Here is a 22266-nt window from a genome sequence, read left to right as displayed (position 1 = left end):
CAGAACGACATAATTTATCGAATGAAGGCCAAGCTGATGGGTGTACCTATCCTCCACCATACCCGCATGTGTCCGCCACGGGAAGCGCCGAGCGCGACCATCCCCGTGACCATGATCGCGCGCGACCTGCAACCCGATGAATTTCTCTCGCCACACACGCATCCCTGGGGCCAGGTCACCATGGCGCTCGAGGGCGTGCTGCGCATCACCGCCAACAACAGCAGCTGGGTACTGCCGCCCATGCGCGCCATCTGGATCGCGCCCAACGTGGAGCATGCCGTCACGATACTGGAAAAAACCCGTTTGCGCCCGCTGTGCATCCATGCCGCACGCGCACCGTTCGCCGGCCAGGACTGCAAGGTGCTGGAAGTATCGAACCTGCTGCGCCAGCTGATCATGGCGCTGGAACAGCTGGACCCTGGCCAGGAACCGGCGCGCGAGGCGCTGCTGGCCGAACTGATCCTCGATGAATTGAAACGCTCGGCCACGCGCCCCATCCGCGTGCCCTTGCCTGGCGATAAGCGCCTGAAGACCCTGTGCGACAGCCTGATCGAGAAACCGGGCTTGAACCAGACCCTGGAACACTGGGCGCAGCAAGTCGGCGCCTCGGAGCGTACCCTGGCGCGGCTGTTCGAACGGGAATTGGGCATGAGTTTTGGCCAGTGGCGCCAGCAAGTGCGCCTGGCGCACGCGGCGCCCCTGATCGCGCGCGGCGTGCCGCTGTCGCAGGTGGCCGAAGAACTGGGCTACGCCAGCCAGTCGGCCTTTTCCGCCATGTTCAAGAAGACTTTCGGCAGCTCGCCGTCAGCCTTCTTTGCCCAGGGCGACCGCATGTAACAAGCGCGCCGATACAGCGCTCAGGGCAAGGCGTAGCGCCGCAGACAGTACGCTATACGGCAAGGCGATGCAACGCCGCCATGGGCGCTTTAGCGGTGCGTCCTTAGGCCATGAAGTCGAAGAGCGAATTCTTGCCCGTATAACCCGGCAAGGCCGAGTTCGTTCCCATCTGTTCCTGCGCCGAATACGCTTTCACCAGCGCCTGCGCCTGGGCCGTCAGCGCCTTGGCCAGCACGGCTTTCTTGTTGGTCAGGGTGGTGATGTCCTTGCCGACCGTCTGCACTTCCTTGCGGATGATGCTCGTTTCGCCCGTCAGCTCGCCGATCTTGCTGGCGAACTGGTCCGCCACACCCTTGCCGTTATTCGTAAACATCTTGCTGACGGCTTCAGGATCGGCCGCGATGGCCGCCTTGAGCTTTTTATCGTCGAGCACCAGCTCGCCGCTCTTGCCCAGGGTGACGCCGGCGCTGCCCAGCACCGACGATGGCACGCCCGTGCTGGCCGTGCGCAGTACTTGCTCCATCTGCGAACGCACCTGGCCCAGGGCCGTATCGGACTTCAAATCGCCCTGCTGCAGGCTCTGCAGCTTGCTGTTGAGTTCATTGTAGGCCGTGACGAAGCTGGCCACGTTGGTCGCGATCTGGCTGCTGTCCTTGGCGATGACGAGGTCGGTCACACCCTTTTTCTTCAATTCAATGGTGGCGCCCTCGACAGCCGTCGTCAGGGTATTCGTGGCGCTCTTGATTTCCTTGCCGTCGACGGTCAGCAGCGCATCCTGCGCGGCGGCCGTCTGCTGCATGCCCTTGCCGGCGCCAGGCGCATAGCTGAGCAGATTGCTGACGGCCGCGTCGCCGGACACGCTGATGCGCATGCTGCTGTCGGCGCCGCTCTTGCCGTTCAAGGCCAGCGAGTAGCCGTCAGCGCCCTTCACCACGCTGGCGTCGATTCCCTGCTGCTTGAGCGCGGCGGCGATGCCGTCGAGGCTATTGTTGCTGCTGTCGATGGTCAGCGAAATGATCTTGCCGCTGCCGGGCGTAAATTGCTTGCCGTCGGCCGAGCCTACTTCGATCTTCACCAGCGCGGGCGCCCCCGTGCCGATCGCCGCGCTCGAGGATTTCTGCGCGCCGCTGAGCAAAGTCTGTCCCTGCGCCAGTTGCTTGACATTCAGTTCATGACTGCCGCTGACAGCCTTGTCGGTGGTGGTGGCGCTCAGCACATCCTTGCTGCTGGACGTGGCCGACGTGGCCAGGCCGCTGCCGGCCATGTTCTTGGCCACGGTCTGGAATTTCGCCAGCGCCGATTGCAGCTGGCCCAGGCCCGAGAACTTGGCCTGGTCGCGCGCCAGGCTGGCGTTGAGTTTGACGACGCCCGTGTTCTGCGACTGCATCTGGCGCTCCACCTTCGCATACACATCGGCCGAAATATTGCCCTGCGTCGTTTGCTGCGTGTTGTTGGTGTAGGCCCTGCTGTTGATGGTCGAATTAAACATGGTAGGCGTTCCCGTCGGGTGTAAGGTCATGGCACACGGTTCAGGTCGTGACCGTGCTGCGCTGGAAACGGACGGCAGGCGCGCGTAGCGCGGCAAGGTCCCTCTTCTGGTTGATAATTATGCAGTATTACTGGAATATCAAAACAGCGAACAGAACAGGTTTTTCCTGACTGCAAACCCATATGCACCATTTTAGCGCATTTCACCTGTCGCGCCCTCCAGGCTTGCCTCAGCGCATGAATTTCGAGATGGCGCTGCTGACGGCCATGTCCAACTGCAGGAAAGTGAGTCCCACCTTGAAACCTGCGCTGCTGAAAATGCAATGCGAGACGGACACGCGCGCCTCGATGATGTGCGCCGAGCCATCGTAAAACAATTCGAACAGCACCTTGCCCTTCTTACCTGTCGGCACCGGTTCCGCGATGACGGCTGCCATGCCGCCCGGCCCCACATCGAGGGTGCGCGCCGCCACGGGGCCCGCGCCATCCATTACCAACATTGCCTTGGCACGCAATATCTTGCGTGCGCCCTGCCTTTGCTCAACTGACACTATATTCCGCTTCTCTAACTATGCATTGTCGATGCGGATTCACTGGGTGAATCCATCGGACAAATATTATAGTTCTAAACGGAAATTTTGTTTGACTTGTCTCAAGCTTGGCATTTAAACCATACCAACTCTTACTCCAGGTCGCGCAGCTTATTGAATGCTTCGTCGATACGCTCGACGCCGATGACCTTGAGGCCTTCGATGACTTGCTTGGGCAAGTTCGACTTGGGCACCACAGCCAGGATAAAGCCCAGCTTGGCCGCTTCGCGCAAGCGCTCCTGGCCCCGTGGCGCGGGACGGATTTCGCCCGCCAGACCCACCTCGCCAAACACGACCAATCCCCGTGGCAGCGGCTTGTTGCGCATCGACGAGTTAATCGCCAGCAACACGGCCAGGTCGGCCGCCGGTTCCGTAATCTTGACGCCGCCGACGGCGTTGATGAACACATCCTGGTCGAACGCGGCGATGCCCGCGTGGCGGTGCGCCACGGCCAGCAGCATGGCCAGGCGGTTCTGCTCCAGGCCGACGGACAGGCGGCGCGCATTCGGCAAGTGGCTCGTGTCGACCAGGGCCTGGATTTCCACCAGCAAGGGGCGTGTGCCCTCCTGCGTCACCATCACGCAGGAACCGGGTACCTGGTTGTCGTGCTGCGACAGGAACAGCGCGGACGGGTTCGACACACCCTTCAGCCCCTTTTCCGTCATGGCGAACACGCCCAGTTCGTTGACGGCGCCGAAACGGTTCTTGATGGCGCGCACGAGACGGAAGCTGGAATGGGCGTCACCCTCGAAATACAGCACCGTGTCGACGATGTGCTCGAGCACGCGGGGACCGGCCAGCGCGCCCTCTTTCGTCACGTGCCCCACTAGAATGATGGTCACGCCCGTCTGCTTGGCCGCGCGCGTCAGCTGGGCCGCGCATTCGCGCACTTGCGCCACTGAACCGGGCGCCGAGCTGAGGGCGTCCGAATACACGGTCTGGATCGAATCGATCACCACCACTTCCGGTTTCAGGTCGTTCAAGGTGGAGAGTATCTTTTCCAGCTGGATCTCGGCCTGCAATTTGAGTTCCTTGGCGTCGATGACGAGACGCTTGGCGCGCAGGGCAATCTGCGCGCCCGATTCCTCGCCGCTGACATACAGCACGCGCTTGTGGTGCGACATGTTCGCCAGCGCCTGCAGCAGCAGGGTCGACTTGCCGATGCCGGGGTCGCCGCCGATCAGCACGACGCCGCCCGCGACCATGCCGCCGCCCAGCACGCGGTCGAATTCCTCGATGCCCGTGCCGAAACGGGGCACGTCGATGGCGTCGATATCGTCGAGCGACAGCACGGGCGCCGTCTGCGCCAGCGACATGTGCTGCGGATTCGAATAACGGTTGTTGCCGCCCGTTTCGGGCAGGGTTTCCACCATGGTATTCCACTGGTTGCACGAGGTGCATTGCCCCATCCATTTGTTGCTGATGGCGCCGCAGTCGCTGCAGGTGTAGATGGTCTTGACTTTTGCCATGGTGTACTTTGCCCGGGTAAGGTGAAACTGCTGTCTATATATACAGTATATACAAACAGCGGGCCGCCGTCACTGTGTCGCTTCGACCACGGGCACACGCGGCGCCAGTGCGCACATCAGCTCGTAGCCGATGGTGCCGGCAGCCAGGGCCACCTCGTCGATCGGCATGCCCTGGCCCCACAAGGTCACGGCGCTGCCAACTTTAGCGCCCGGCACGTGCGTCAGGTCGACCATCAGCATGTCCATCGACACCCTGCCGATGAGGCCCGTGCGCACGCCATCGACCAGCACGGGCGTGCCTTCGGGCGCGTGGCGCGGGTAGCCATCCGCATAACCGCACGCCACCACGCCCACCTTGATATTGCCGGCCGCTTCATAACGGCTGCCATAGCCGACCACTTCGCCAGCGGCGATATCCTGGATGCCGATGATACTGCTGCGCAAGGTCATGGTGGGCAGCAAGCCGAACGCCTGGGCGGACGTGCCGCCGGGAGCGCCGCTGGGCGTGCCGCCGTACAGCATGATGCCGGGGCGCACCCAGTCACTGTCCAGATGATGCAGCAGCACGCCGGCCGAATTGCACAGGCTGCGCGGCAAGGCAGCACCAATGCTGGCCGCGCCCGCTTCGAAACGCAGCATCTGCTGGGCCAAAGGCAAGCGCGTGGCCCCCGCCTCGTCCGCATTGGCGAAATGCGTCATCAAGGTGATCGTGCCGACATGCGGGATGGCCCGCAGGCGCGCATACGCGGCGGCCACGGCGCCCGGCGTGAAACCCAAGCGATTCATGCCCGTATTCATTTTCAGGTGCACATCGATGGCGTGCGGCAGGCGCGCCGCTTCCAGCAGGGCGATCTGTTCTTCGCAATGCACGCTGCCGTTCAAGCCATGTTGCGCCATGACAGGCAAATCGCTGGCGTCGAAAAAACCTTCCAGCAGCAAGATGGGCTTGGTCCAGCCCAGTTCGCGCAGACGCACGGCGTAGTCGACCTCGACCAGTGCCAGACCATCGGCCTCGGCAAAGCCCCGCATGGCCCGTTCCAGGCCGTGGCCATAGGCATTTGCCTTGACGACGGCCCACACGTTGGCGCCGCGGGCGCCGGCACGGGCGCGCGCCAGATTGTGTTGCATGGCATCGAGATGGATGGTGGCGATGAGGGGCCTGGGCATATGCGTCGTTCACGGCGGGTGGGAAAGCCGTATTTTACCGGATGGGTCGCAAGCTGGTCCGTCGCCGCGCACCAGACCGGCGCACAGGACACCATGTATAAAATGCTCACATGTGATGTATTTTTCTACGGCAGAAAAATTAAGCTTCGCTTAGACAAGACTATGCAAAGCAGCCCCTTCCAAACTTGGGGTTTGCCGTTTTTTCGTGGTATAAAGCAAGCCAGATATGATTTCAGGCATTCCAGAATGAATCGTGGTTTTTATACCATCATGGCGGCGCAGTTCTTTTCCTCGCTGGCAGATAACGCCCTCTTTTTTGTCGCCGTCGATTTATTGGTGTCCATGAAATCACCGGCGTGGATCACGCCGCTGCTCAAACTGTCATTCGTCCTGTTTTACGTGCTGTTAGCCGCTTTTGTCGGCGCCTTCGCAGATGCATTGCCAAAAGGCAAGGTCATGTTCATCGCCAACATGGTCAAGATTTTCGGCTGCGCCCTCGTCTTCTTCCACGTACACCCGCTGCTGGCTTACGCCGTCGTCGGTTTTGGCGCGGCCGTGTACTCGCCCGCCAAGTACGGCATCCTGACGGAACTGCTGCCGCCGGAAAAACTCGTGGCGGCGAATGGCTGGATCGAAGGCTTGACCGTCACCTCCATCATCCTCGGCACCGTCATGGGCGGCGCACTCGTCAGCGGCCACGTGTCCGACATGCTGCTGTCCTTCGACTTCCCCCTGATCGACACGGGCATCACCAACAAGACGGAAGCGGCCCTGTGCGTGGTGGTCGGCATCTATGTGCTGGCAACCCTGGCCAACCTGAAGATTCCCGACACGGGCTGCGTGTATCCGCACCAGGAACGCAATCCTATCAAACTGATTACCGATTTTGCCAATTGCTATTCCATCCTGTGGAAAGACAAGCTGGGCCAGATCACCCTGGCCGTGACGACCCTGTTCTGGGGCGCTGGCGCCACCTTGCAACTGATCGTGCTGGAATGGGCCAAGCAATCCTTGAACATGCCATTCGACAAGGCGACCAGCCTGGTGGGCGTGGTCGCCATCGGCGTGGCCGCCGGCGCCGTGCTGTCGGCCCGCTTCATTCCGCTGCGCAAATCGCTGACTGTCATTCCGCTGGGCATCGCCATGGGCGTGATCGTCATGATGATGACGCAAGTGCATTCTGTGTGGATCGCCTACCCGCTGCTGATACTGATCGGCGCCCTGTCCGGCTTTTTCGTCGTGCCAATGAATGCTCTGCTGCAACACCGCGGCCACGTGCTGATGAGCGCAGGCCATTCCATCGCCGTGCAGAACTTCAATGAGAACCTGTCGATTCTCACCATGCTGGCCGTGTATTCCATCATGATCCGTCTGCACCTGCCGCTGAACATCATCATCACCCTGTTCGGCCTGTTCGTCGCCGGCACCATGTACATGATCATGCGCAGGCACAAGCTGAACCAGGCGGAGCACGACAATCTGTCCTTGATTGGCGAGCAGAAACATTAATTTTGGGGTCAGACGGGGACGCCGAGTCCCGGCGGGGGAACGTATCCCAATGGGATACATTCCGATCGCAAAGCGACTGACCCCAGCATTACGCTGGCAGCGTACCTAACAGCCGCCGCGCGGCAGCCTGCTCCGTCCAGTCATGCGGCACGACAAAACCGCGCGTACGCTCCACTTCCCAACCTTCGACAGTATCCACCGTGGCCACCATCACCGGTTGCGCCAGATCAAACAACTTCGCGCACAAGGCCTCCACGTCCAGCACCTCCACCTCGCAGCCCTTGAACGGCGCCAGCCATTGCAGGCGCGGCAGCACGACATAGCGCTGCTGCGGTAATTGTGTTGGCGTGCACCAGAAGCCGTGTCCATGTTCAGGGGAAATACCGTCCAGGGCAGGCGTGGCGCCTGCCGCATAAAACAGCCAGCCCTTGACCAGCGCCTGCGCCGCGCGCACGGGCTGTGCCAGCAGGGTTTGCGCGGCCGGGTGGCGGGACAGGGCCAGTTGTTTGTCGAGAATCTTGCGCATCTTCAAGCCCAGAGTGTCGGCCAGGTTGGGGCCGATCAAGTGGTTGAAGACGCCCGGATCGGGCGCGCCTTCGAGCAGGTAGAACTTGGTGGCGAATTCCCAGTGCAGCAAGTCGTTACCGTCACGCAGCAGAAAATCGAACTCGCCTACCGTGTCGTTGCGGTTCACCTGCACTTGCAAACCATGCGCCTGCAATACCCCGTGCTGTTCAAAATAAAAGGCCAGCAGCTTTTCAGCGTACAGGCCCAGGCGGGAATAGAATTTCGGCCCCAGCGCCGCATCGAGCGGTGAGGGGTCTGCCTGCAGCCCTTCCAGCCAGGCAGCCACGGCAGGCGTGACGGGCGCGAGACTTGCAATGCGCCCGCCCCAGTGGCGGCTGGACGGATCGAGCAGATCGGGCGAGTCGAGCAGCCAGGCCAGCGCCCGCACGCGCGGGTGCGTCAGATGCCCCCAGCGCTGCTCGAAACGGGCCTGGAAGGTGCCGACGGCAGTCTCAATCACCGTGCGTGCTTTTCGCCAGGCACAGGTCGGCCCAGGCGCGCGCCTTGGCCTTGCCCGTCCCATCCTGCAGCAGCATTTCCGGGTGGAAGGTGGCCACGACGGACGCATTGCCCAACTGGCGCACCGTGCCGCGCACGGGTTTTTCACCGGGATTGATGCCGGCGGCTGCCATCGAACCGAGGGTGACGATGGTGCGCGGCTGCAGCAGGGCCAGTTCGCGGTCAAAATAGGGACGGCAGGCGGCCGACTCCGATTCGGTGGGCAAGCGTTCCTGCCCCGCCTCGTCGAGCGGACGGCATTTCAGCAAGTGCGTGATGTACACGCCGCTGCCCGCATCGATATCGATGGCTTTCAGCATATTGTCGAGCAACTTGCCCTGCTCGCCCGGCAAGGCACGCCCTTCGCGCTCTTCCAGCCGCGACGGGCTGCTGGCCAGCATCAGCCAATTACCCTGGCGGTCGCCACGGCCCATGACGACGCCCTTGCGCGTCTTGCACAAGTCGCAGCGCGCGCACTTGGCCACGGCGGCCGTCAAGCCATCCCAGTCGAGGGCGGCGATATCGGCATCGCTCAGCTGTTTGGCCGGTGGCGGTGGCGGCGCATCATCGAACCAGGCCGTGTCGTCCGGCTCGGCGGCAGGAGCTGGCGTAGCGGCAACAGCAACGGGCGCTTCGACCTGCACCTCGGCGACCGCCTCAGCAACCACCTCGATCACGGCTTCTATGGCTTCTGCCACAGGCGCCGCCACGACGGCTTCCATCTCCACGGGGGCCTCGGCGGCGACGTCAACCGGTTCGGGTGCAACACCCTGGCGCAAGCGCCACAGGGGGCCGACGCCCATTTCATCGAGGAAAACGGCGCTGCGGCTCATAAGGTATAACGCATCACGATGGCGTCCTCACGTTGCGAGTTACTGGCCGGATAATATCCCTTGCGCCGGCCGATCTGTTCAAATCCATAGCGCTGGTAGATGTCGAGCGCGCGCACGTTCGACGGGCGCACTTCCAGCAGCATCGATTCCATGCCCAGCTGGCGCGCGCAGGCGCAGGACTGGTTCAGCAGGAAGCGGCCCAATCCCTGACCCTGGATGGCACCCTCGACGGCCACGTTGAGCAAGTGCGCCTCGTCGACGACCAGCATCAGCAAGAAGTAACCAAGCAAGGTGCCATCCACGTCGCGCAGCACCCAGGCCGGATAGCCGCTCTTGAGCGAATCGACAAAGTTGCCATGCGTCCAGGGATGCGGATACACGCACTGCTCCAGCGCCAGCACCTCCAACAGATCCGCTTCCTGCATCGGCTGATAGTCGAGGCGCAGCAAGTCCCAGCCGGCAGCACGATCTTGGCCCGCTACACTCATTGTGCTGGCTCCGCAGCGGCCTTGGCCAGTTGCATCTGCTGCCGTTCCGCGCTCGTGTAAGCGATCTTGTTGCGCAAGTACAAAGGCTGCGCCTCGGCCGCCGTCACGAACTGACCGGCCGCAAAGGCGATGCGCGCCAGCTGCGCCACTTGCACGGCGTGCGGCATGATGGCGGCGTCAGCCTTGGCGGCGCACGGCAGCGCTGCCAGCGCCTCGGCATACGCCGTAAAGCCGTTGCCACAGCCGGCAACGTCGCCTTGCGGCGCCACGCCGGCCGGCGCGCTCAGGGCCGGTGGCGAAACAATCTGCAAGCCATCCTGGTAATCGTATTGCGCCCAGTACACTTCGCCCATGCGGGCGTCGAGCACGGTCACGATGCGTGGCGCGCCATGCTGCTGGTGGCACGCGAGGGCCATGGCGTCAAGCGTCACGACGGGCACGACGGGCAAATTGGCGCCGTAGGCCAGGCCTTGCGCGATGCCGCAAGCCGTGCGCACGCCCGTAAACGAGCCGGGACCGGAGCCGTAGGCGATGGCATCGACGTCGGCCAGGGTCACGCCCGCTTCAGCCAGCAATTCCTGCACCATCGGCAAGATGGACTGGGAATGGGTGCGCACGCCCGACGAGGCGCGCGACAGGACGACATCGCCGCGCAACAAGGCGCAGGAGGCGAGTTCGGACGAGGTTTCAATAGCAAGCAGGGTGGGAAGTAAGGTAGACATAGCGTATTTTACCTTGCCAGGCCCGGAAGCGGCATGCCGTGCAGGTCGACAACAGCCTACTTGCACAGCCCGTGCGCGAGGACGGCTATAATAAAAGGCTAAGCTGATTGCTTGACCGGCGTCATTGCGCCATGCCCGGCAATCCATACGCGACACTATCACCCCACTCTTGCCCTGGTCCGCTCCGTGAATCCACTTCTTGCCAAACTGCAACCATATCCATTCGAAAAGCTGCGCCAGCTGTTTGCCGGCGTGACGGTCAATCCCGAGTATGCGCCCATCAGCTTGGGCATGGGCGAACCCAAGCACCCGACGCCGCCGTTCATCGAGCAGGCATTGGTCGACAATATCCATGGCCTGGCCAGCTATCCGACCACCATCGGTTCGGAAGCCTTGCGTACCGCCATCGCCGGCTGGCTCGAACGCCGCTACGACATCCCAAAGCTCAATCCTGCCACGCAAATCCTGCCCGTGAACGGTTCGCGCGAAGCGCTGTTTGCGCTGGCGCAAACGGTGATCGATCCGTCGGCCGGTTCGCTCGTGATCAGCCCGAATCCGTTTTACCAGATCTATGAAGGCGCGGCCTATCTGGCCGGCGCCGAACCGTATTTCGTCAATTCCGACCCGGCGCGCAATTTCGGCTGCGACTACGACAGCGTGCCTGCGTCCGTGTGGGAAAAGGTCAAGCTGCTGTTCCTGTGTTCGCCCGGCAACCCGACTGGCGCCGTGCTGACTCTGACGGACTGGGAACACCTGTTCGCCCTGTCCGAACGCTATGACTTCGTCATCGCCGCCGACGAGTGCTATTCCGAGATTTACCACGGCGACACGCCGCCGCTTGGCACGCTGCAGGCGGCGCACATGCTGGGCCTGTCCACCATCGAGCGCCCGTATGCGCGCCTGGTGGTGTTTTCCAGCCTGTCGAAGCGCTCGAACGTGCCGGGCATGCGCTCGGGCTTTGTTGCCGGCGATGCCGAAGTATTGAAAAAATTCCTGCTCTACCGAACCTACCACGGCGGCGCCATGAGCCCCGCCGTGCAGGCGGCCTCCGTCGCGGCCTGGAACGACGAAACCCATGTCGAGGAAAATCGCGCCAAGTACCGCGCCAAGTTCGACGCCATCACGCCGCTGCTGCAATCGGTGATGGACGTGCAGTTGCCGGACGCCGGCTTCTACCTGTGGGCCGACGTCAGCCGCACGGGACTGTCCGACACCGAATTCGCGCAACGCCTGTACGCCGAATATAATGTGACGGTATTGCCTGGCAGTTACCTGGCGCGCGACGCACACGGCATCAATCCGGGCCGCAACCGCATCCGCATGGCCCTGGTGGCCGAAACGGCCGAAGGGCTGGAAGCCGCACTGCGCATAGTAAAATTCTGCCAGCAGCTTTCCGCATCCGCATCAACCAACTAAATAAACAAGACATCATCATGAGCCAACAACTGCAAACCATCATCGACCAGGCCTGGGAAAACCGCGCCGAGATCAATCCGGGCAACGGCACGGCCGAACTGCGCGATGCCGTTTCCCACGTCATCAATGGCCTGGACAACGGCAGCATCCGCGTGGCGGAAAAAACCACGGGCGACTGGGTGGTCAACCAGTGGGTCAAGAAAGCCGTGCTGCTGTCGTTCCGCCTGGAAGACAATGTCGTCCTGCCGTCCGACGGCACGATGCAGTTCTACGACAAGGTGCCGACCAAGTTCGCCAACTACACCAAGGAAGACTTCGTCAAAGGCGGTTTCCGCGTGGTGCCGCCAGCCGTCGCCCGCCGCGGCAGCTTCATCGCCAAGAACGTCGTGCTGATGCCGTCCTACGTCAACATCGGCGCCTACGTCGATGAAGGCGCCATGGTCGACACCTGGGCCACCGTCGGCTCCTGCGCGCAGATCGGCAAGAACGTCCACCTGTCCGGCGGCGTCGGCATCGGCGGCGTGCTGGAGCCTATGCAAGCGAACCCGACCATCATCGAAGACAACTGCTTCATCGGCGCCCGTTCGGAAATCGTCGAAGGCGTGATCGTCGAAGAAAACTCCGTCATCTCGATGGGTGTGTACATCGGCCAGTCGACCAAGATCTACGACCGCGCCACGGGCGAAGTCACCTACGGCCGCGTGCCTGCCGGTTCCGTCGTGGTCTCGGGCAACCTGCCTTCGGAAGACGGCAAGTACTCGCTGTACTGCGCCGTGATCGTCAAGCGCGTGGATGCAAAAACCCGCGCCAAGACCGGCATCAACGAGTTGCTGCGCGGCATTTGATCACTGCGCTGTGAAGCATCAGTAACATCCGAATGTCCCGCCCCGGCGGGACATTGTCGTTTCTGTCCACGCCAGTGCAACACTTGTTGAAGGTAAAGCATGTCCAGAGTCGATTACGAAGCGTTGGAGCCATCAGAGGATTACCTGCTAATGTGCTACGCAGGCATACCGTTTAGCGGCATAGCATTTGAAAACGATACGGATGGCGTATTGATAACAGAAACGAGTTTTATTGATGGCCAGAAAAACGGTATTTCCCGGCAATGGTCGGTTGCGAGCAGACTTATTCGCGAAGAATGGTTTGCCCTGAACGCGTTACATGGCCCGGCGCATGAATGGCACGACAATGGCGCGCGCAAATCCGATGGACGCTATGAACTCGGAATATGCATCCTGGAACAAGTGTGGGACGCGCAGGGCACTCTGCTCAAAGACTATCGGATAGATGAAGACGGTGCGCAATTTGCCACACTGAAAAAACTGCGCAACAGTCAAATTGGCACAATGGCCAGCACCGCACATCTCCCGCACCGCATCTGAATACCATCTTCAATTGTCCCGTTGTCCGCTCCCATCCTGCCCTATACTGGATGGCATGAATACTCCTCCCGTCCTGATCGTCGGCGCCGGTCCTACCGGCCTCATGTTGGCCTTGCGCCTGGCGCGCCATGGTGTCGATTGCCGCATCATCGACAAGAACAGCGGCCCGGGCCAGGCGTCGCGGGCCATGGCCGTGCATGCGCGCACCCTGGAGTTTTACCAGCAACTGGGCTTTGCCGACGAGCTCGTCAGCCTGGGCATCAAGATCAATGCCATGCACATCCACGAGGGCGGCGAGGAGCTGGTGAAACTGGCGCTGGGCGAGATCGGCGAAGGGCTGAGCCCCTACCCTTTCGTGCTGAGCCTGCCGCAGGACGAGCATGAGCGCTTCCTGATCAGCAAGCTGGCGGCGGCCGGCGTGCATGTGGAATGGAACGTCGCGCTGGATCTGTGGACGCAGGACGATAGCGAAGTGCAAGCCATCCTGCTCAACCATGGCGAACGACAATATTGCACGTTTAACTATATCTGCGGCTGCGACGGCGCCCGCAGCAAGGTGCGCGAGATCGCCGGTTTCGACTTTTCCGGCGGCACCTACGATCACCTGTACTACGTGGCAGATGCGCAAGTGGCCGGCAAGAATACGGATTTGCATGCCCATCTGGGCGCGAACTCGTTTGCGCTGATGTTGCCCGTGCGCACCAGTGGCATGCAGCGCCTGATCGGCATCCTGCCCGACCGCCCGGAAGGCGCGCCCGCGCCCGTCTTCGACGACGTGCGGGAACAGGTGGAAAGTTTGCTGAATATCCAGGTCGAGCACGTGAACTGGTTTTCCACGTATAAAGTGCACCACCGGGTGGCCGCGCAATTTCGCGAACGGCGCTGCTTCATCCTCGGCGATGCCGCGCACCTGCACAGCCCCGTGGGCGGCCAAGGCATGAACACGGGCCTGGGCGACGCCGTCAACCTGGCCTGGAAACTGGCGCAAAAGCTGCGGGGACAAAGCAACGACGCCCTGCTCGACACCTATGAAAGCGAGCGCATCGTGTTTGCCCGCAAGCTCGTCGCCACCACCGACCGCGCCTTCCAGGCCATCGTCGCGCAAGGCATGGCCGGGCAATTCCTGCGCCGCTGGCTGGTGCCGCACGCGCTGCCCTTCCTCTCCGGCTTCGGGCGGGCACGCCGTTTGCTGTTCCAGACCGTTTCGCAAATCCGGATCAGCTATGAAGACAGCGCCCTCTCCGCGGGCCACGCGGAATACCTGCGCGGCGGCGACCGCCTGCCGTGGTTCTCGGACGGCACGCAAGACAATTTCACAACCTTGCGCAGCATGGATTGGCAATTGCACATCTATGGCGAGCCTGCGCCCGAACTGCTCGACGAAGCGCGCGTGCTGAAACTGCCCGTGCATTGCTACACCTTCAATGTCGCCGCCAAACTGGCCGGCCTGGGCCGCGACGCGGCCTATCTGGTGCGCCCCGACGGCCATATCGCGCTGGCCCTGCACCAGCAGGAAAGCGGCGCCCTGCGCGCCCTGGCCTTGCGGCTGGGCCTGCATTTCGGTCCGGCGGAGTCGGGCAAGGCGGCGCCGCGGCCTGTGTAGGGGAAATCACCGGGCCGTGTTGCACTGCCGCATCGACAGCGCATCGACTGTATAATGTCGGCTACCATCGCATTTTTCCCTGGCGCAAGCGCCGCGATCAAGCGAACCGCATTCATTCCCCTTTGCCCTACCCATGACGACCATTACACTCTACGGTATCCCCAACTGCGATACCGTCAAAAAGGCCCGCACCTGGCTGGCCGCGCAGCAACTCGATTTCACCTTCCACGACTTCAAGAAGCAGGGCCTGGAACGCGCCACCGTGGAAGCGTGGCTGCAGCAATTGCCGTGGGATGTGCTGGTCAACAAGAAAGGCACGACCTGGCGCGCCCTGTCCGACGAGCGCAAGGCGTCCACCGTCGACGCGGCCAGCGCCCTGGAGCTGATGCTGGAAAACCCGTCCATCATCAAGCGCCCTGTGCTGGACAAGGATGGCCAGTTCAGCGTGGCGTTTTCGGATGCGCAGTACAAGACCATTTTCTCGCTGTAACCCCCTAGTTGACCACGATGTTGCCGGCACGACCATACCCATGACCACCTCCAAAACCCTCGCCCTGACCGAAAAACTGATCGCCCTGTCCTCGGTCACGCCCGACGACAAGGGCTGCCAGCAGCACCTGATCGACCTCCTCACGCCGCTGGGCTTTGTCTGCGAAACGATACAGTCGAACGACGTCACCAATCTGTGGGCGCGCCGCGGCACCACGTCGCCCGTGTTCGTCTTTGCCGGCCATACGGACGTGGTGCCCACCGGTCCCGTCGAACAATGGCGTTCGCTGCCCTTCATTCCCACGCACCGCGACGGCAAGCTGTATGGCCGTGGCGCGGCCGACATGAAGACCTCGATCGCCGCCATGGTGGTCGCCTGCGAGGAGTTCATCGCCGCCACGCCCGGGCACACGGGTTCGATCGCCTTTTTGATCACCAGCGACGAAGAAGGCCCGGCCACGGACGGCACCGTCATCGTGTGCGATAAATTGAAAGAGCGCGGCGAGCAGATCGACTATTGCCTGGTGGGCGAGCCGACGTCGAGCGCGCAGCTGGGCGACATGATCAAGAACGGCCGCCGCGGTTCGCTGTCGGGCCGGCTGACGATCAAGGGCGTGCAAGGCCATATCGCCTACCCGCACCTGGCAAAGAATCCGATTCACGAAGCGGCGCAGGCGCTGGCCGACCTGGTCGAGGAAAAATGGGATGCCGGCAACGAGTACTATTTGCCGACCTCGTGGCAAATGTCGAATATCAACGCGGGCACGGGCGCGAATAACGTGATTCCGGGCGACATGGTGATCGATTTCAATTTCCGCTTTTCCACGGCCAGCACGGCGGAAAACCTGCAGGAGCGGGTGCACGCCATCCTCGACAAGCATGATTTGCAATACGCTTTGCAATGGACCCTGAGCGGCCTGCCCTTCCTCACGCCGCGCGGCACCTTGAGCGATGCGCTGTCCGCCGCGATCCTCGAAGAAACGGGTATCGCGACGGAGCTGTCGACCACGGGCGGCACCTCGGATGGCCGGTTTATCGCGCAAATCTGCCCCCAAGTGATAGAATTCGGGCCGCCCAATGCCAGTATTCACAAGATCGACGAGCACATCGAACTGCGCCACATCGATCCTCTGAAGAATATTTACCGGCGCACGCTGGAGCATTTGCTGCCCGTCTGAACCAGAATACCGAGGCCCGTCACGGCGGGCCAGAACACCGTCTTTTCGAGAATGCCATGACCCCGAACCCGTTTTCCACGCCACGCGACCTGCTGCGCTACGCCGTTACCCGTTTCAATACCGCCAAGCTGTTTTTCGGCCACGGCAGCGCCGAAGCGTTCGACGAAGCGGCCTACCTGATCCTGCACACCTTGAAGTTGCCGCTCGACAAGCTCGAACCCTTCCTCGACGCCAAGCTGCTGCCGTCGGAAGTGGCCAGCGTGATGAGCGTCATCGACCGCCGCAGCATCGACCGCGTGCCGGCCGCCTACATCACCAAGGAAGGCTGGCTGGGCACGTATAACTTCTACGTCGACGAGCGCGTGATCGTGCCCCGCTCCTTCATCGCAGAACTGATCCCTGAATACTTCTCGCCATGGGTGGCGGAACCGGAAGCCGTGGAAAACATCCTGGAACTGTGCACCGGCTCGGGCTGCCTATCCATCATGATGGCCGATGCCTTCCCGAACGCCGCCGTCGATGCCGTGGACATTTCCGCCGACGCGCTGGCCGTGGCCAAGCGCAACGTCGACACCTACAAATTGCAGGACCGCGTCACCCTGATCGAATCGGACCTGTACGCCAACGTGCCGGCCAAGAAATATGATTTGATCATCAGCAATCCGCCATACGTGAATTCCGCCTCGATGGGCGCCCTGCCCCAGGAATACCTGGCGGAACCGCAAATCGCCCTCGACGGGGGCAGCGACGGCATGGACCTGGTGCGCAAGATCATCGCCGGCGCGGCCGAGCGCCTGACGGACGACGGCATCCTGATGATTGAAATCGGCAACGAACGCGCATATGCCGAAGCGGCCTTCGGCGAGCTGGGCCTGACCTGGCTGACGACGAGCGCCGGCGACGACATGGTCTTCCTGCTGACGGCCGAGCAGCTCAAGCTGGCGTAAGCGCAGGCTTCAGCACGCAGCGCCTTAATTTACAACACAAAGAAAAAAATGATACGTTTCCTACAAGTAAGCCTGATGCGCGGCATCAAACCGTTGCTCGAACAAGTCGATGTCACCCTCAATCCGGGCGACAAGATCGGCCTGATCGGCGCCAATGGCGCGGGCAAATCGAGCCTGTTCGCCATGATGCGTGGCGAATTGCACCCTGACCAGGGCGAGATCGATTTCCCGGCCAAGTGGCGCGTGGCTTACGTGGCGCAGGAAACGCCGCCGCTGGACCGTGCCGCGCTCGACTACGCGATCGATGGCGACATCACCCTGCGCAAACTGGAAGCGGAACTGGCGCGCCTGGAATCGGAGCCGGCCACGTCGGAAAACGGTATCGCCATCGGCGAAATCTACAGCGCCATGGCCGATGCGGACGCGTACACGGTGCAGTCGCGCGGCGAGCAATTGCTGCTGGGCCTGGGTTTCACCCTGGACCAGATGCAGCAACCGGTGGCCAGTTTCTCCGGCGGCTGGCGCATGCGTCTGAACCTGGCGCAAGCGCTGATGTGCCCGTCCGACCTGCTGCTGCTCGATGAACCGACCAATCACTTGGATCTGGACGCCATCATCTGGCTGGAAGACTGGCTCAAGCGCTACGCCGGCACCTTGCTGATCATTTCCCATGACCGCGACTTCCTCGATGAAGTGGTCAACGTGGTCGTGCATATCGACGAGCGCAAGCTGAAACGCTACTCGGGCAACTATTCGAGCTTCGAACGCCAACGCGCGGCGCAGATGATCCTGGCCGCAGGCGCGCTGGAAAAGCAGCAGCGCAAGCGTGCCCACCTGGAATCGTTCGTCAACCGCTTCAAGGCGCAAGCATCGAAGGCCCGCCAGGCGCAAAGCCGCATGAAGGCGCTGGCGAAGATGGAAGAACTGGCGCCGTTGCGCGCCGCCGCCGAATTCTCGTTCGAATTCCGCGAGCCGCTGTCGGCTCCAAATCCGCTGCTGGTGATGGAAGACGTCGATGCGGGCTACAAGATCGAGAACGAAGCGACGGGCGAAATCACGCATAAAACCATCGTCAACGGCATCAAGTTTTCGCTGCAGATCGGCCAGCGCATCGGCCTGCTGGGCCAGAACGGCGCCGGCAAATCGACCCTGATCAAGACCATCGCCGGCGAACTGATGCCGCTGACAGGCGACGCCACCATGGGCAAGGGCCTCAACATCGGCTACTTCGCCCAGCACCAGGTGGAAATGCTGCGCCACGACGAATCGCCGCTGTGGCATCTGGCGAAGATCGCCCCGACTGTGCGCGAGCAGGAACTGCGCAACTTCCTGGGCGGCTTCAACTTCCCCGGCAACATGGTGACCGCGTCCATCGCCCCGTTCTCGGGCGGTGAAAAAGCCCGTCTGGCGCTGGCCCTGATCGTCTGGCAGCGTCCGAACCTGCTGCTGCTCGATGAACCGACCAACCACTTGGATCTGGAAACGCGCGAAGCACTGACGGAAGCGCTGGCCCAGTTCGAAGGCACCTTGGTCGTCGTGTCCCATGATCGCCACTTGCTGCGCGCCACCACCGACGAATTCATCATCGTTGCCGACGGCAAGCTGCAACCGTTCGACGGCGACCTGGACGACTACAAGGACTGGCTGTTCAAGACCAAGCTGGGCAAAGGTACCGATGTGCTGCCAGCCGCCGGCAAGGCCAACAAGACCGATTTCCCCGTGGTCTCGCCCGTCGTTGCCGCAGCAGCCCCTGCCGCGCCCGTGCGCGACAAGCGCAAGGAAGCGGAGGAGCGCCAGAAAACGGCCGCCCTGCGCAAGCCGATCGAAAACAAGATCAAGCGCCAGGAAGAGCAGATCGCCAAGCGCAATGCGCAAAAGGCGGAAACCGACGCCAAGCTGGGCGAGCCGACCATCTATGACGCCGCCAACAAGGCGAAATTGAAGCAATTGCTGGCCGACCAGACCTTCTTTACCAAGGACCTGGCGCAGCTGGAAGCGGAATGGCTGGACTTGCAGGATCAGTTAGAGAAACTCGGCTAACGCAAGACACAAGACGACCTTCGGGTCGTCTTTTTTTATGCCGCCTGCATGGGGCTGGGGCTGCGGATCGCCATCAGGCGGTCGATATCGACGAGGATCAGGCGGCGCCCCGCCACCGTGCCCAGGCCCAGCAGGTAATCGGCTTCCGCCTCGCCCAGGCCGGGCACGGCGGCGATGTCGCCGGGCGCCAGGCTGACGATATCGGTGACGCCATCGACCACCATGCCCATCACGCCATTGCTCAACTGCAAGATGATCACGTCGGTGGCCGGATCGGGCGCGCCGTGGGCGCTGCCGAACGCGGCGCGCATGTCGACGATGGGGATGATCACGCCGCGCGAGACGGCCACGCTGTGCAGCACTTCCCCTTCCGAGGAAAAACGGTCGAGTTCCTTCAGCGGACGCAATTCCCGCACGCAGCGGTAGTCGAGGCCGTATTCCAGGCCGCCCAGCCGGAAGCTCAAGTACCGCGTCAGGTATTGCGCGGTTGCGGCGCCAGGCGTGGTCGTGGGCTGCATGGTGTTCCTTTCATCCGGTAAGCGCTGCCAGGATGCGCAGTGGCGCAATGTTGGCCCCATGCTAACCAGCATCGCCGCGAACGGCGTTGAGAAACATCAACTTTCCCGGAAGACATCATCGGCTGACCGCCCCGGCATTGCGCCGGCGCAGCCATCTTCCCTTACAATACCCCCATCATTCCCCAACAGGCAGGCCATGCAACACCTCGTCAATCCCGCTGAAGTTGAATTTTCCGCCATCCGCGCCCAGGGCCCGGGCGGGCAGAACGTCAACAAGGTGTCCAGCGCCATCCATTTGCGCTTTCCCATCGCCGCCTCGTCGCTGCCGGAAGCGTATAAGGAGCGGTTGCTGGCCCTGCGCGACAGCCGCATCAGCAAGGATGGCGTGCTGGTGCTCAAGGCGCAGCAGTCGCGCAGCCAGGAGCAGAACAAGGAAGAAGCGTTGCGGCGCTTGCAGGAAATCATCGACAGCGTGACCTTCCTGCCCGCCGTGCGCCGCGCCACCAAGCCCACGCGCAGCTCGCAGCGGCGCCGCCTCGACAGCAAGAGCACGCACAGCGTGCTGAAACAATCACGCGGCAAAGTTACCGACTGATTAAGGCGGTGGCTGGTACGTCCAGTCCAGGCTGCCCGTGCTGTCCGCGAACACGGGCTGGGTGGCCGGCGTGGCGCTGCGCAGCAAGGCCTTGATTTCCTTCGGCGGCCGGTCGTAGACCTTGGCCGGTCCGGGCGGCACGACCAGGGCGCGCACCGTCGTCTCGCCATCGATCAGGCCCAGGGTGCAGCGCGACTGGCCCGCCGTTGCCTGCCGTTCCTGGCGCAGCTGCGCCACCAGCGCCAGCATCTGCGCATGCAGGATTTCCGACTGTTTCACCTCCACGCGCAGGCGCGCCACCTCTTTCAGGACGGGAGCGATGCGCGCGGCCAGCTTGTCGTACTGCACCTGCTGCGTTGCTTGCAGTTGCAATTCGCCGCGCCGCAGCTGGCCCGCCAGGGTCAGGTAATTGCGCACCTCGGGCAATTGCGCGATGGCATCGATTTCCTGCTGGCGCTTGTGCTGCACTTGCTGATACTGCGTTGCCTTCGCCAGGCTCTCGGCAATCTTTTGCTCCAGCGCGCTGAGGTCGGGCACGAGGGGAAACAGCAGCATTTCCACCTGCCTGCGGGGGCCGGCGCTGCCGATGCGGATGGTGCGCGCCGCCACGGCGCAGCCTTCGGCCAGTTCGATGACGACCTCGTCGGCGATGATCTCGCAATTGCTGGCGCTGTCGATCACCACGCGCGTGCCGGCGATGACGCAGCTTTCGGCCCGCTTCACATGCACTTCGCCGCTCAGCGCCTGCAGCACGGAGCCGGACGCGACGCCCTCGACGCGCACGTCGCCGTGTTCATTGAAGGCCGTGCCGCCCACCAGATTGCGCCGTAGCCATATTAATCCGCCATGCGAGTGCAAATGGCCATACACATCGCCATGGATGGTGATGTCGCTGCCGTCGAGCTGGCGCTGCTCCTGCACTTCACCGTACTCCTCGTAGGCGGCGCGCAGCTTCAGATTGCCCGTCGTGCGGCTGCTGACGCCTTCGCGGCTGACGATCTTGTTTTCGATCGACATCTTGCCGTGCTCGTCGACATTCACGTAGCCATCCTGGGTGGCGACGAGGAAAGCGCCATCGCTGAAATACTCGACCGCCGTGCCTGGCCCCGCCACCGTGGCCAAGTCCAGTTCCAGCGGCGCGGGCGGCGGCAGCGCCTTGCCGGCCAGGTCGTAGCCGGGCAAGCCGGGCGTACCAGGCAGCAGGCGCAGCAGGCGCGCATGTTTTTTCACTTGCGGAAAGCGGTTCTTGAAGCTGAGCAAATCCAGGCGGCCATCGGAGCGTTCGCGCGGCGCATCGTCGCGGTGGATGCCTTGCGACACTTCCACCAGCTGGGCGTCGCGCCCCGGCTGCGGCGGCAGCACCCGCGCCACCGTGATGCGCTCGGCCTTGCCGCTGGCGAGCATGGCGCGCACGGCCGTGCCATCGATGCCGTAGTGCACGCCCTTGCACCACAAGTCCGCCACCAGCTCGTCAAACTCGCGGCGCGCCGGCACCTGGCCATCAGTGTCAGCCGGCAAGGTTTCAAAGTAAAACTCGGCGCTGTCGCCACGGATCTTGATTTGTTTATACAGCGCGCGGCGCGGCGGCGGGAATGGCGCCACGCGCACGGCGATGCGCAGCAAGGCGTCGCCCTTGGGCGCGGCGCGGGGTGCGGGGGCATGGAACAGGGTCAGCAGGAACAAACCGTAATCGAGACCGGCCAGCAACTGGCCCGACTGGAACAGCTGGTCGACGGCGGCGCGCAGTTGCGCCGGCGCCAGCGACAGATCCAGGAACACGCCCTCGTCGCGCTGGACCAGGCCGTGCGGCAAGCCGCCTGCGGGGGCCGCATCCGGAACGGGTGTGTCGTCGTCGCTCACCTCTTGCCTCCCCAAAAACCGAGAATTGCCTCATTGCGTTAGAACAATATCACGGGGCGGGGCCGTG

21 protein-coding genes are annotated in these 22266 nt (G+C 62.6%); 11 read left to right on the top strand and 10 right to left on the bottom strand.

Translation table 11 applies throughout. The features are described from left to right. Window positions 1-36: 36 nt before the first annotated feature. Window positions 37-837 (top strand): AraC family transcriptional regulator, encoded by an 801-nt coding sequence (locus CSQ93_RS12685; protein WP_199534385.1) that lies wholly within the window; start codon window positions 37-39, stop codon window positions 835-837. Window positions 838-940: 103 nt separating this feature from the next. Here CSQ93_RS12685 and fliD read toward each other — a convergent pair whose 3' ends face one another. The 4 genes from fliD to alr form a co-directional block, all read right to left on the bottom strand. Continuing rightward, entirely contained in the window at window positions 941-2326 is a 1386-nt protein-coding gene (gene fliD / locus CSQ93_RS12680) for a flagellar filament capping protein FliD (RefSeq protein ID WP_099378356.1), read from the bottom strand. Window positions 2327-2555: 229 nt separating this feature from the next. After that, window positions 2556-2876 (bottom strand): PilZ domain-containing protein, encoded by a 321-nt coding sequence (locus tag CSQ93_RS12675; protein WP_267891651.1) that lies wholly within the window; start codon window positions 2874-2876, stop codon window positions 2556-2558. A gap of 131 nt (window positions 2877-3007) precedes the next feature. Beyond that, window positions 3008-4384 carry a DNA repair protein RadA gene (gene radA / locus CSQ93_RS12670; RefSeq protein ID WP_099378354.1) on the bottom strand — a complete coding sequence of 459 codons (1377 nt, stop codon included), beginning with the start codon at window positions 4382-4384 and terminating at the stop codon, window positions 3008-3010. Between the two features lie 69 nt (window positions 4385-4453). Further along, the gene (gene alr, locus CSQ93_RS12665; protein ID WP_099378353.1) at window positions 4454-5551 is read right to left on the bottom strand and encodes an alanine racemase; all 1098 of its coding nucleotides are present in this window, start codon (window positions 5549-5551) and stop codon (window positions 4454-4456) included. A 246-nt stretch (window positions 5552-5797) separates the two neighbouring features. Here alr and lplT point away from each other — a divergent pair, with 246 nt between their 5' ends. Further along, window positions 5798-7060: a lysophospholipid transporter LplT gene (gene lplT / locus CSQ93_RS12660; RefSeq protein ID WP_035820370.1), complete on the top strand. Its 1263-nt coding sequence runs from the start codon at window positions 5798-5800 to the stop codon at window positions 7058-7060. 88 nt (window positions 7061-7148) lie between these two features. Here lplT and CSQ93_RS12655 read toward each other — a convergent pair whose 3' ends face one another. Genes CSQ93_RS12655 through tsaB form a run of 4 tightly spaced genes read right to left on the bottom strand, consistent with a single transcriptional unit; the run spans window position 7149 to window position 10168 of the window. Continuing rightward, the gene (locus CSQ93_RS12655; RefSeq protein WP_233516167.1) at window positions 7149-8084 is read right to left on the bottom strand and encodes a DUF1853 family protein; all 936 of its coding nucleotides are present in this window, start codon (window positions 8082-8084) and stop codon (window positions 7149-7151) included. Continuing rightward, a complete protein-coding gene (locus CSQ93_RS12650; protein ID WP_099378351.1) occupies window positions 8080-8958 on the bottom strand; it encodes a uracil-DNA glycosylase in 879 nt (292 codons plus the stop codon). Before CSQ93_RS12650 ends, CSQ93_RS12655 begins: the two co-directional genes overlap by 5 nt. Further along, entirely contained in the window at window positions 8955-9446 is a 492-nt protein-coding gene (rimI, locus tag CSQ93_RS12645; protein WP_099378350.1) for a ribosomal protein S18-alanine N-acetyltransferase, read from the bottom strand. The genes CSQ93_RS12650 and rimI overlap by 4 nt, the downstream gene beginning before the upstream one ends. After that, window positions 9443-10168, bottom strand: coding sequence for a tRNA (adenosine(37)-N6)-threonylcarbamoyltransferase complex dimerization subunit type 1 TsaB (tsaB, locus tag CSQ93_RS12640; RefSeq protein ID WP_099378349.1), 726 nt, complete (start codon window positions 10166-10168; stop codon window positions 9443-9445). The genes rimI and tsaB overlap by 4 nt, the downstream gene beginning before the upstream one ends. Window positions 10169-10354: 186 nt before the next feature. On the opposite strand from tsaB, the gene dapC reads away from it, so the two are divergent. The 8 genes from dapC to CSQ93_RS12600 all read left to right on the top strand — a co-directional run bounded on the left by dapC (window position 10355) and on the right by CSQ93_RS12600 (window position 19226). Continuing rightward, window positions 10355-11584: a succinyldiaminopimelate transaminase gene (dapC, locus tag CSQ93_RS12635; RefSeq protein WP_099378348.1), complete on the top strand. Its 1230-nt coding sequence runs from the start codon at window positions 10355-10357 to the stop codon at window positions 11582-11584. 17 nt (window positions 11585-11601) lie between these two features. After that, the gene (gene dapD, locus CSQ93_RS12630; protein ID WP_035820379.1) at window positions 11602-12429 is read left to right on the top strand and encodes a 2,3,4,5-tetrahydropyridine-2,6-dicarboxylate N-succinyltransferase; all 828 of its coding nucleotides are present in this window, start codon (window positions 11602-11604) and stop codon (window positions 12427-12429) included. Window positions 12430-12528: 99 nt separating this feature from the next. Then, window positions 12529-12969 carry a toxin-antitoxin system YwqK family antitoxin gene (locus CSQ93_RS28830; RefSeq protein WP_158301211.1) on the top strand — a complete coding sequence of 147 codons (441 nt, stop codon included), beginning with the start codon at window positions 12529-12531 and terminating at the stop codon, window positions 12967-12969. 55 nt (window positions 12970-13024) lie between these two features. Continuing rightward, window positions 13025-14572, top strand: a complete 1548-nt coding sequence (locus tag CSQ93_RS12620; RefSeq protein WP_099378346.1) for an FAD-dependent oxidoreductase — start codon at window positions 13025-13027, stop codon at window positions 14570-14572. 133 nt (window positions 14573-14705) lie between these two features. Next, window positions 14706-15062, top strand: a complete 357-nt coding sequence (locus CSQ93_RS12615) for an ArsC family reductase (RefSeq protein WP_035820383.1) — start codon at window positions 14706-14708, stop codon at window positions 15060-15062. 40 nt (window positions 15063-15102) lie between these two features. Then, window positions 15103-16239, top strand: coding sequence for a succinyl-diaminopimelate desuccinylase (gene dapE / locus CSQ93_RS12610; RefSeq protein ID WP_099378345.1), 1137 nt, complete (start codon window positions 15103-15105; stop codon window positions 16237-16239). Between the two features lie 56 nt (window positions 16240-16295). Continuing rightward, complete coding sequence (gene prmB / locus CSQ93_RS12605) at window positions 16296-17186, top strand: 50S ribosomal protein L3 N(5)-glutamine methyltransferase (protein ID WP_099378344.1); 891 nt, start codon at window positions 16296-16298, stop codon at window positions 17184-17186. Between the two features lie 48 nt (window positions 17187-17234). Further along, on the top strand, window positions 17235-19226 hold the full coding sequence (locus CSQ93_RS12600) for an ATP-binding cassette domain-containing protein (RefSeq protein ID WP_035820391.1): 1992 nt from the start codon (window positions 17235-17237) through the stop codon (window positions 19224-19226). A 35-nt stretch (window positions 19227-19261) separates the two neighbouring features. Here the strand turns inward: CSQ93_RS12600 and CSQ93_RS12595 are convergent, their stop codons facing one another. Continuing rightward, entirely contained in the window at window positions 19262-19744 is a 483-nt protein-coding gene (locus CSQ93_RS12595) for a chemotaxis protein CheW (protein WP_099378343.1), read from the bottom strand. Between the two features lie 196 nt (window positions 19745-19940). Here CSQ93_RS12595 and arfB point away from each other — a divergent pair, with 196 nt between their 5' ends. Beyond that, window positions 19941-20339 (top strand): alternative ribosome rescue aminoacyl-tRNA hydrolase ArfB, encoded by a 399-nt coding sequence (arfB, locus tag CSQ93_RS12590; RefSeq protein ID WP_034749850.1) that lies wholly within the window; start codon window positions 19941-19943, stop codon window positions 20337-20339. Here arfB and CSQ93_RS12585 read toward each other — a convergent pair whose 3' ends face one another. Next, a complete protein-coding gene (locus CSQ93_RS12585; RefSeq protein WP_233516160.1) occupies window positions 20340-22199 on the bottom strand; it encodes a flagellar assembly protein A in 1860 nt (619 codons plus the stop codon). Window positions 22200-22266 lie beyond the last annotated feature (67 nt).

Origin of the sequence: Janthinobacterium sp. BJB426 (genome assembly GCF_002735705.1) — a bacterium.
Classification (GTDB): Bacteria; Pseudomonadota; Gammaproteobacteria; order Burkholderiales; family Burkholderiaceae_D; genus Janthinobacterium.
The sequence above is the reverse complement of the archived record's forward strand: the minus strand, read 5'-3'. Positions and strand labels throughout refer to the sequence as shown.

Coding starts and splice junctions, on each gene's coding strand:
- CSQ93_RS12650 (WP_099378351.1), bottom strand. CDS start 8,958: ATGAGCCGCAGCGCCGTTTTCCTCGATGAAATGGGCGTCGGCCCCCTG.
- CSQ93_RS28830 (WP_158301211.1), top strand. CDS start 12,529: ATGTCCAGAGTCGATTACGAAGCGTTGGAGCCATCAGAGGATTACCTG.
- dapE (WP_099378345.1), top strand. CDS start 15,103: ATGACCACCTCCAAAACCCTCGCCCTGACCGAAAAACTGATCGCCCTG.
- tsaB (WP_099378349.1), bottom strand. CDS start 10,168: ATGTCTACCTTACTTCCCACCCTGCTTGCTATTGAAACCTCGTCCGAA.
- alr (WP_099378353.1), bottom strand. CDS start 5,551: ATGCCCAGGCCCCTCATCGCCACCATCCATCTCGATGCCATGCAACAC.
- lplT (WP_035820370.1), top strand. CDS start 5,798: ATGAATCGTGGTTTTTATACCATCATGGCGGCGCAGTTCTTTTCCTCG.
- rimI (WP_099378350.1), bottom strand. CDS start 9,446: ATGAGTGTAGCGGGCCAAGATCGTGCTGCCGGCTGGGACTTGCTGCGC.
- arfB (WP_034749850.1), top strand. CDS start 19,941: ATGCAACACCTCGTCAATCCCGCTGAAGTTGAATTTTCCGCCATCCGC.
- fliD (WP_099378356.1), bottom strand. CDS start 2,326: ATGTTTAATTCGACCATCAACAGCAGGGCCTACACCAACAACACGCAG.
- prmB (WP_099378344.1), top strand. CDS start 16,296: ATGACCCCGAACCCGTTTTCCACGCCACGCGACCTGCTGCGCTACGCC.
- CSQ93_RS12620 (WP_099378346.1), top strand. CDS start 13,025: ATGAATACTCCTCCCGTCCTGATCGTCGGCGCCGGTCCTACCGGCCTC.
- dapD (WP_035820379.1), top strand. CDS start 11,602: ATGAGCCAACAACTGCAAACCATCATCGACCAGGCCTGGGAAAACCGC.
- CSQ93_RS12615 (WP_035820383.1), top strand. CDS start 14,706: ATGACGACCATTACACTCTACGGTATCCCCAACTGCGATACCGTCAAA.
- radA (WP_099378354.1), bottom strand. CDS start 4,384: ATGGCAAAAGTCAAGACCATCTACACCTGCAGCGACTGCGGCGCCATC.
- CSQ93_RS12600 (WP_035820391.1), top strand. CDS start 17,235: ATGATACGTTTCCTACAAGTAAGCCTGATGCGCGGCATCAAACCGTTG.
- CSQ93_RS12595 (WP_099378343.1), bottom strand. CDS start 19,744: ATGCAGCCCACGACCACGCCTGGCGCCGCAACCGCGCAATACCTGACG.
- CSQ93_RS12685 (WP_199534385.1), top strand. CDS start 37: ATGGGTGTACCTATCCTCCACCATACCCGCATGTGTCCGCCACGGGAA.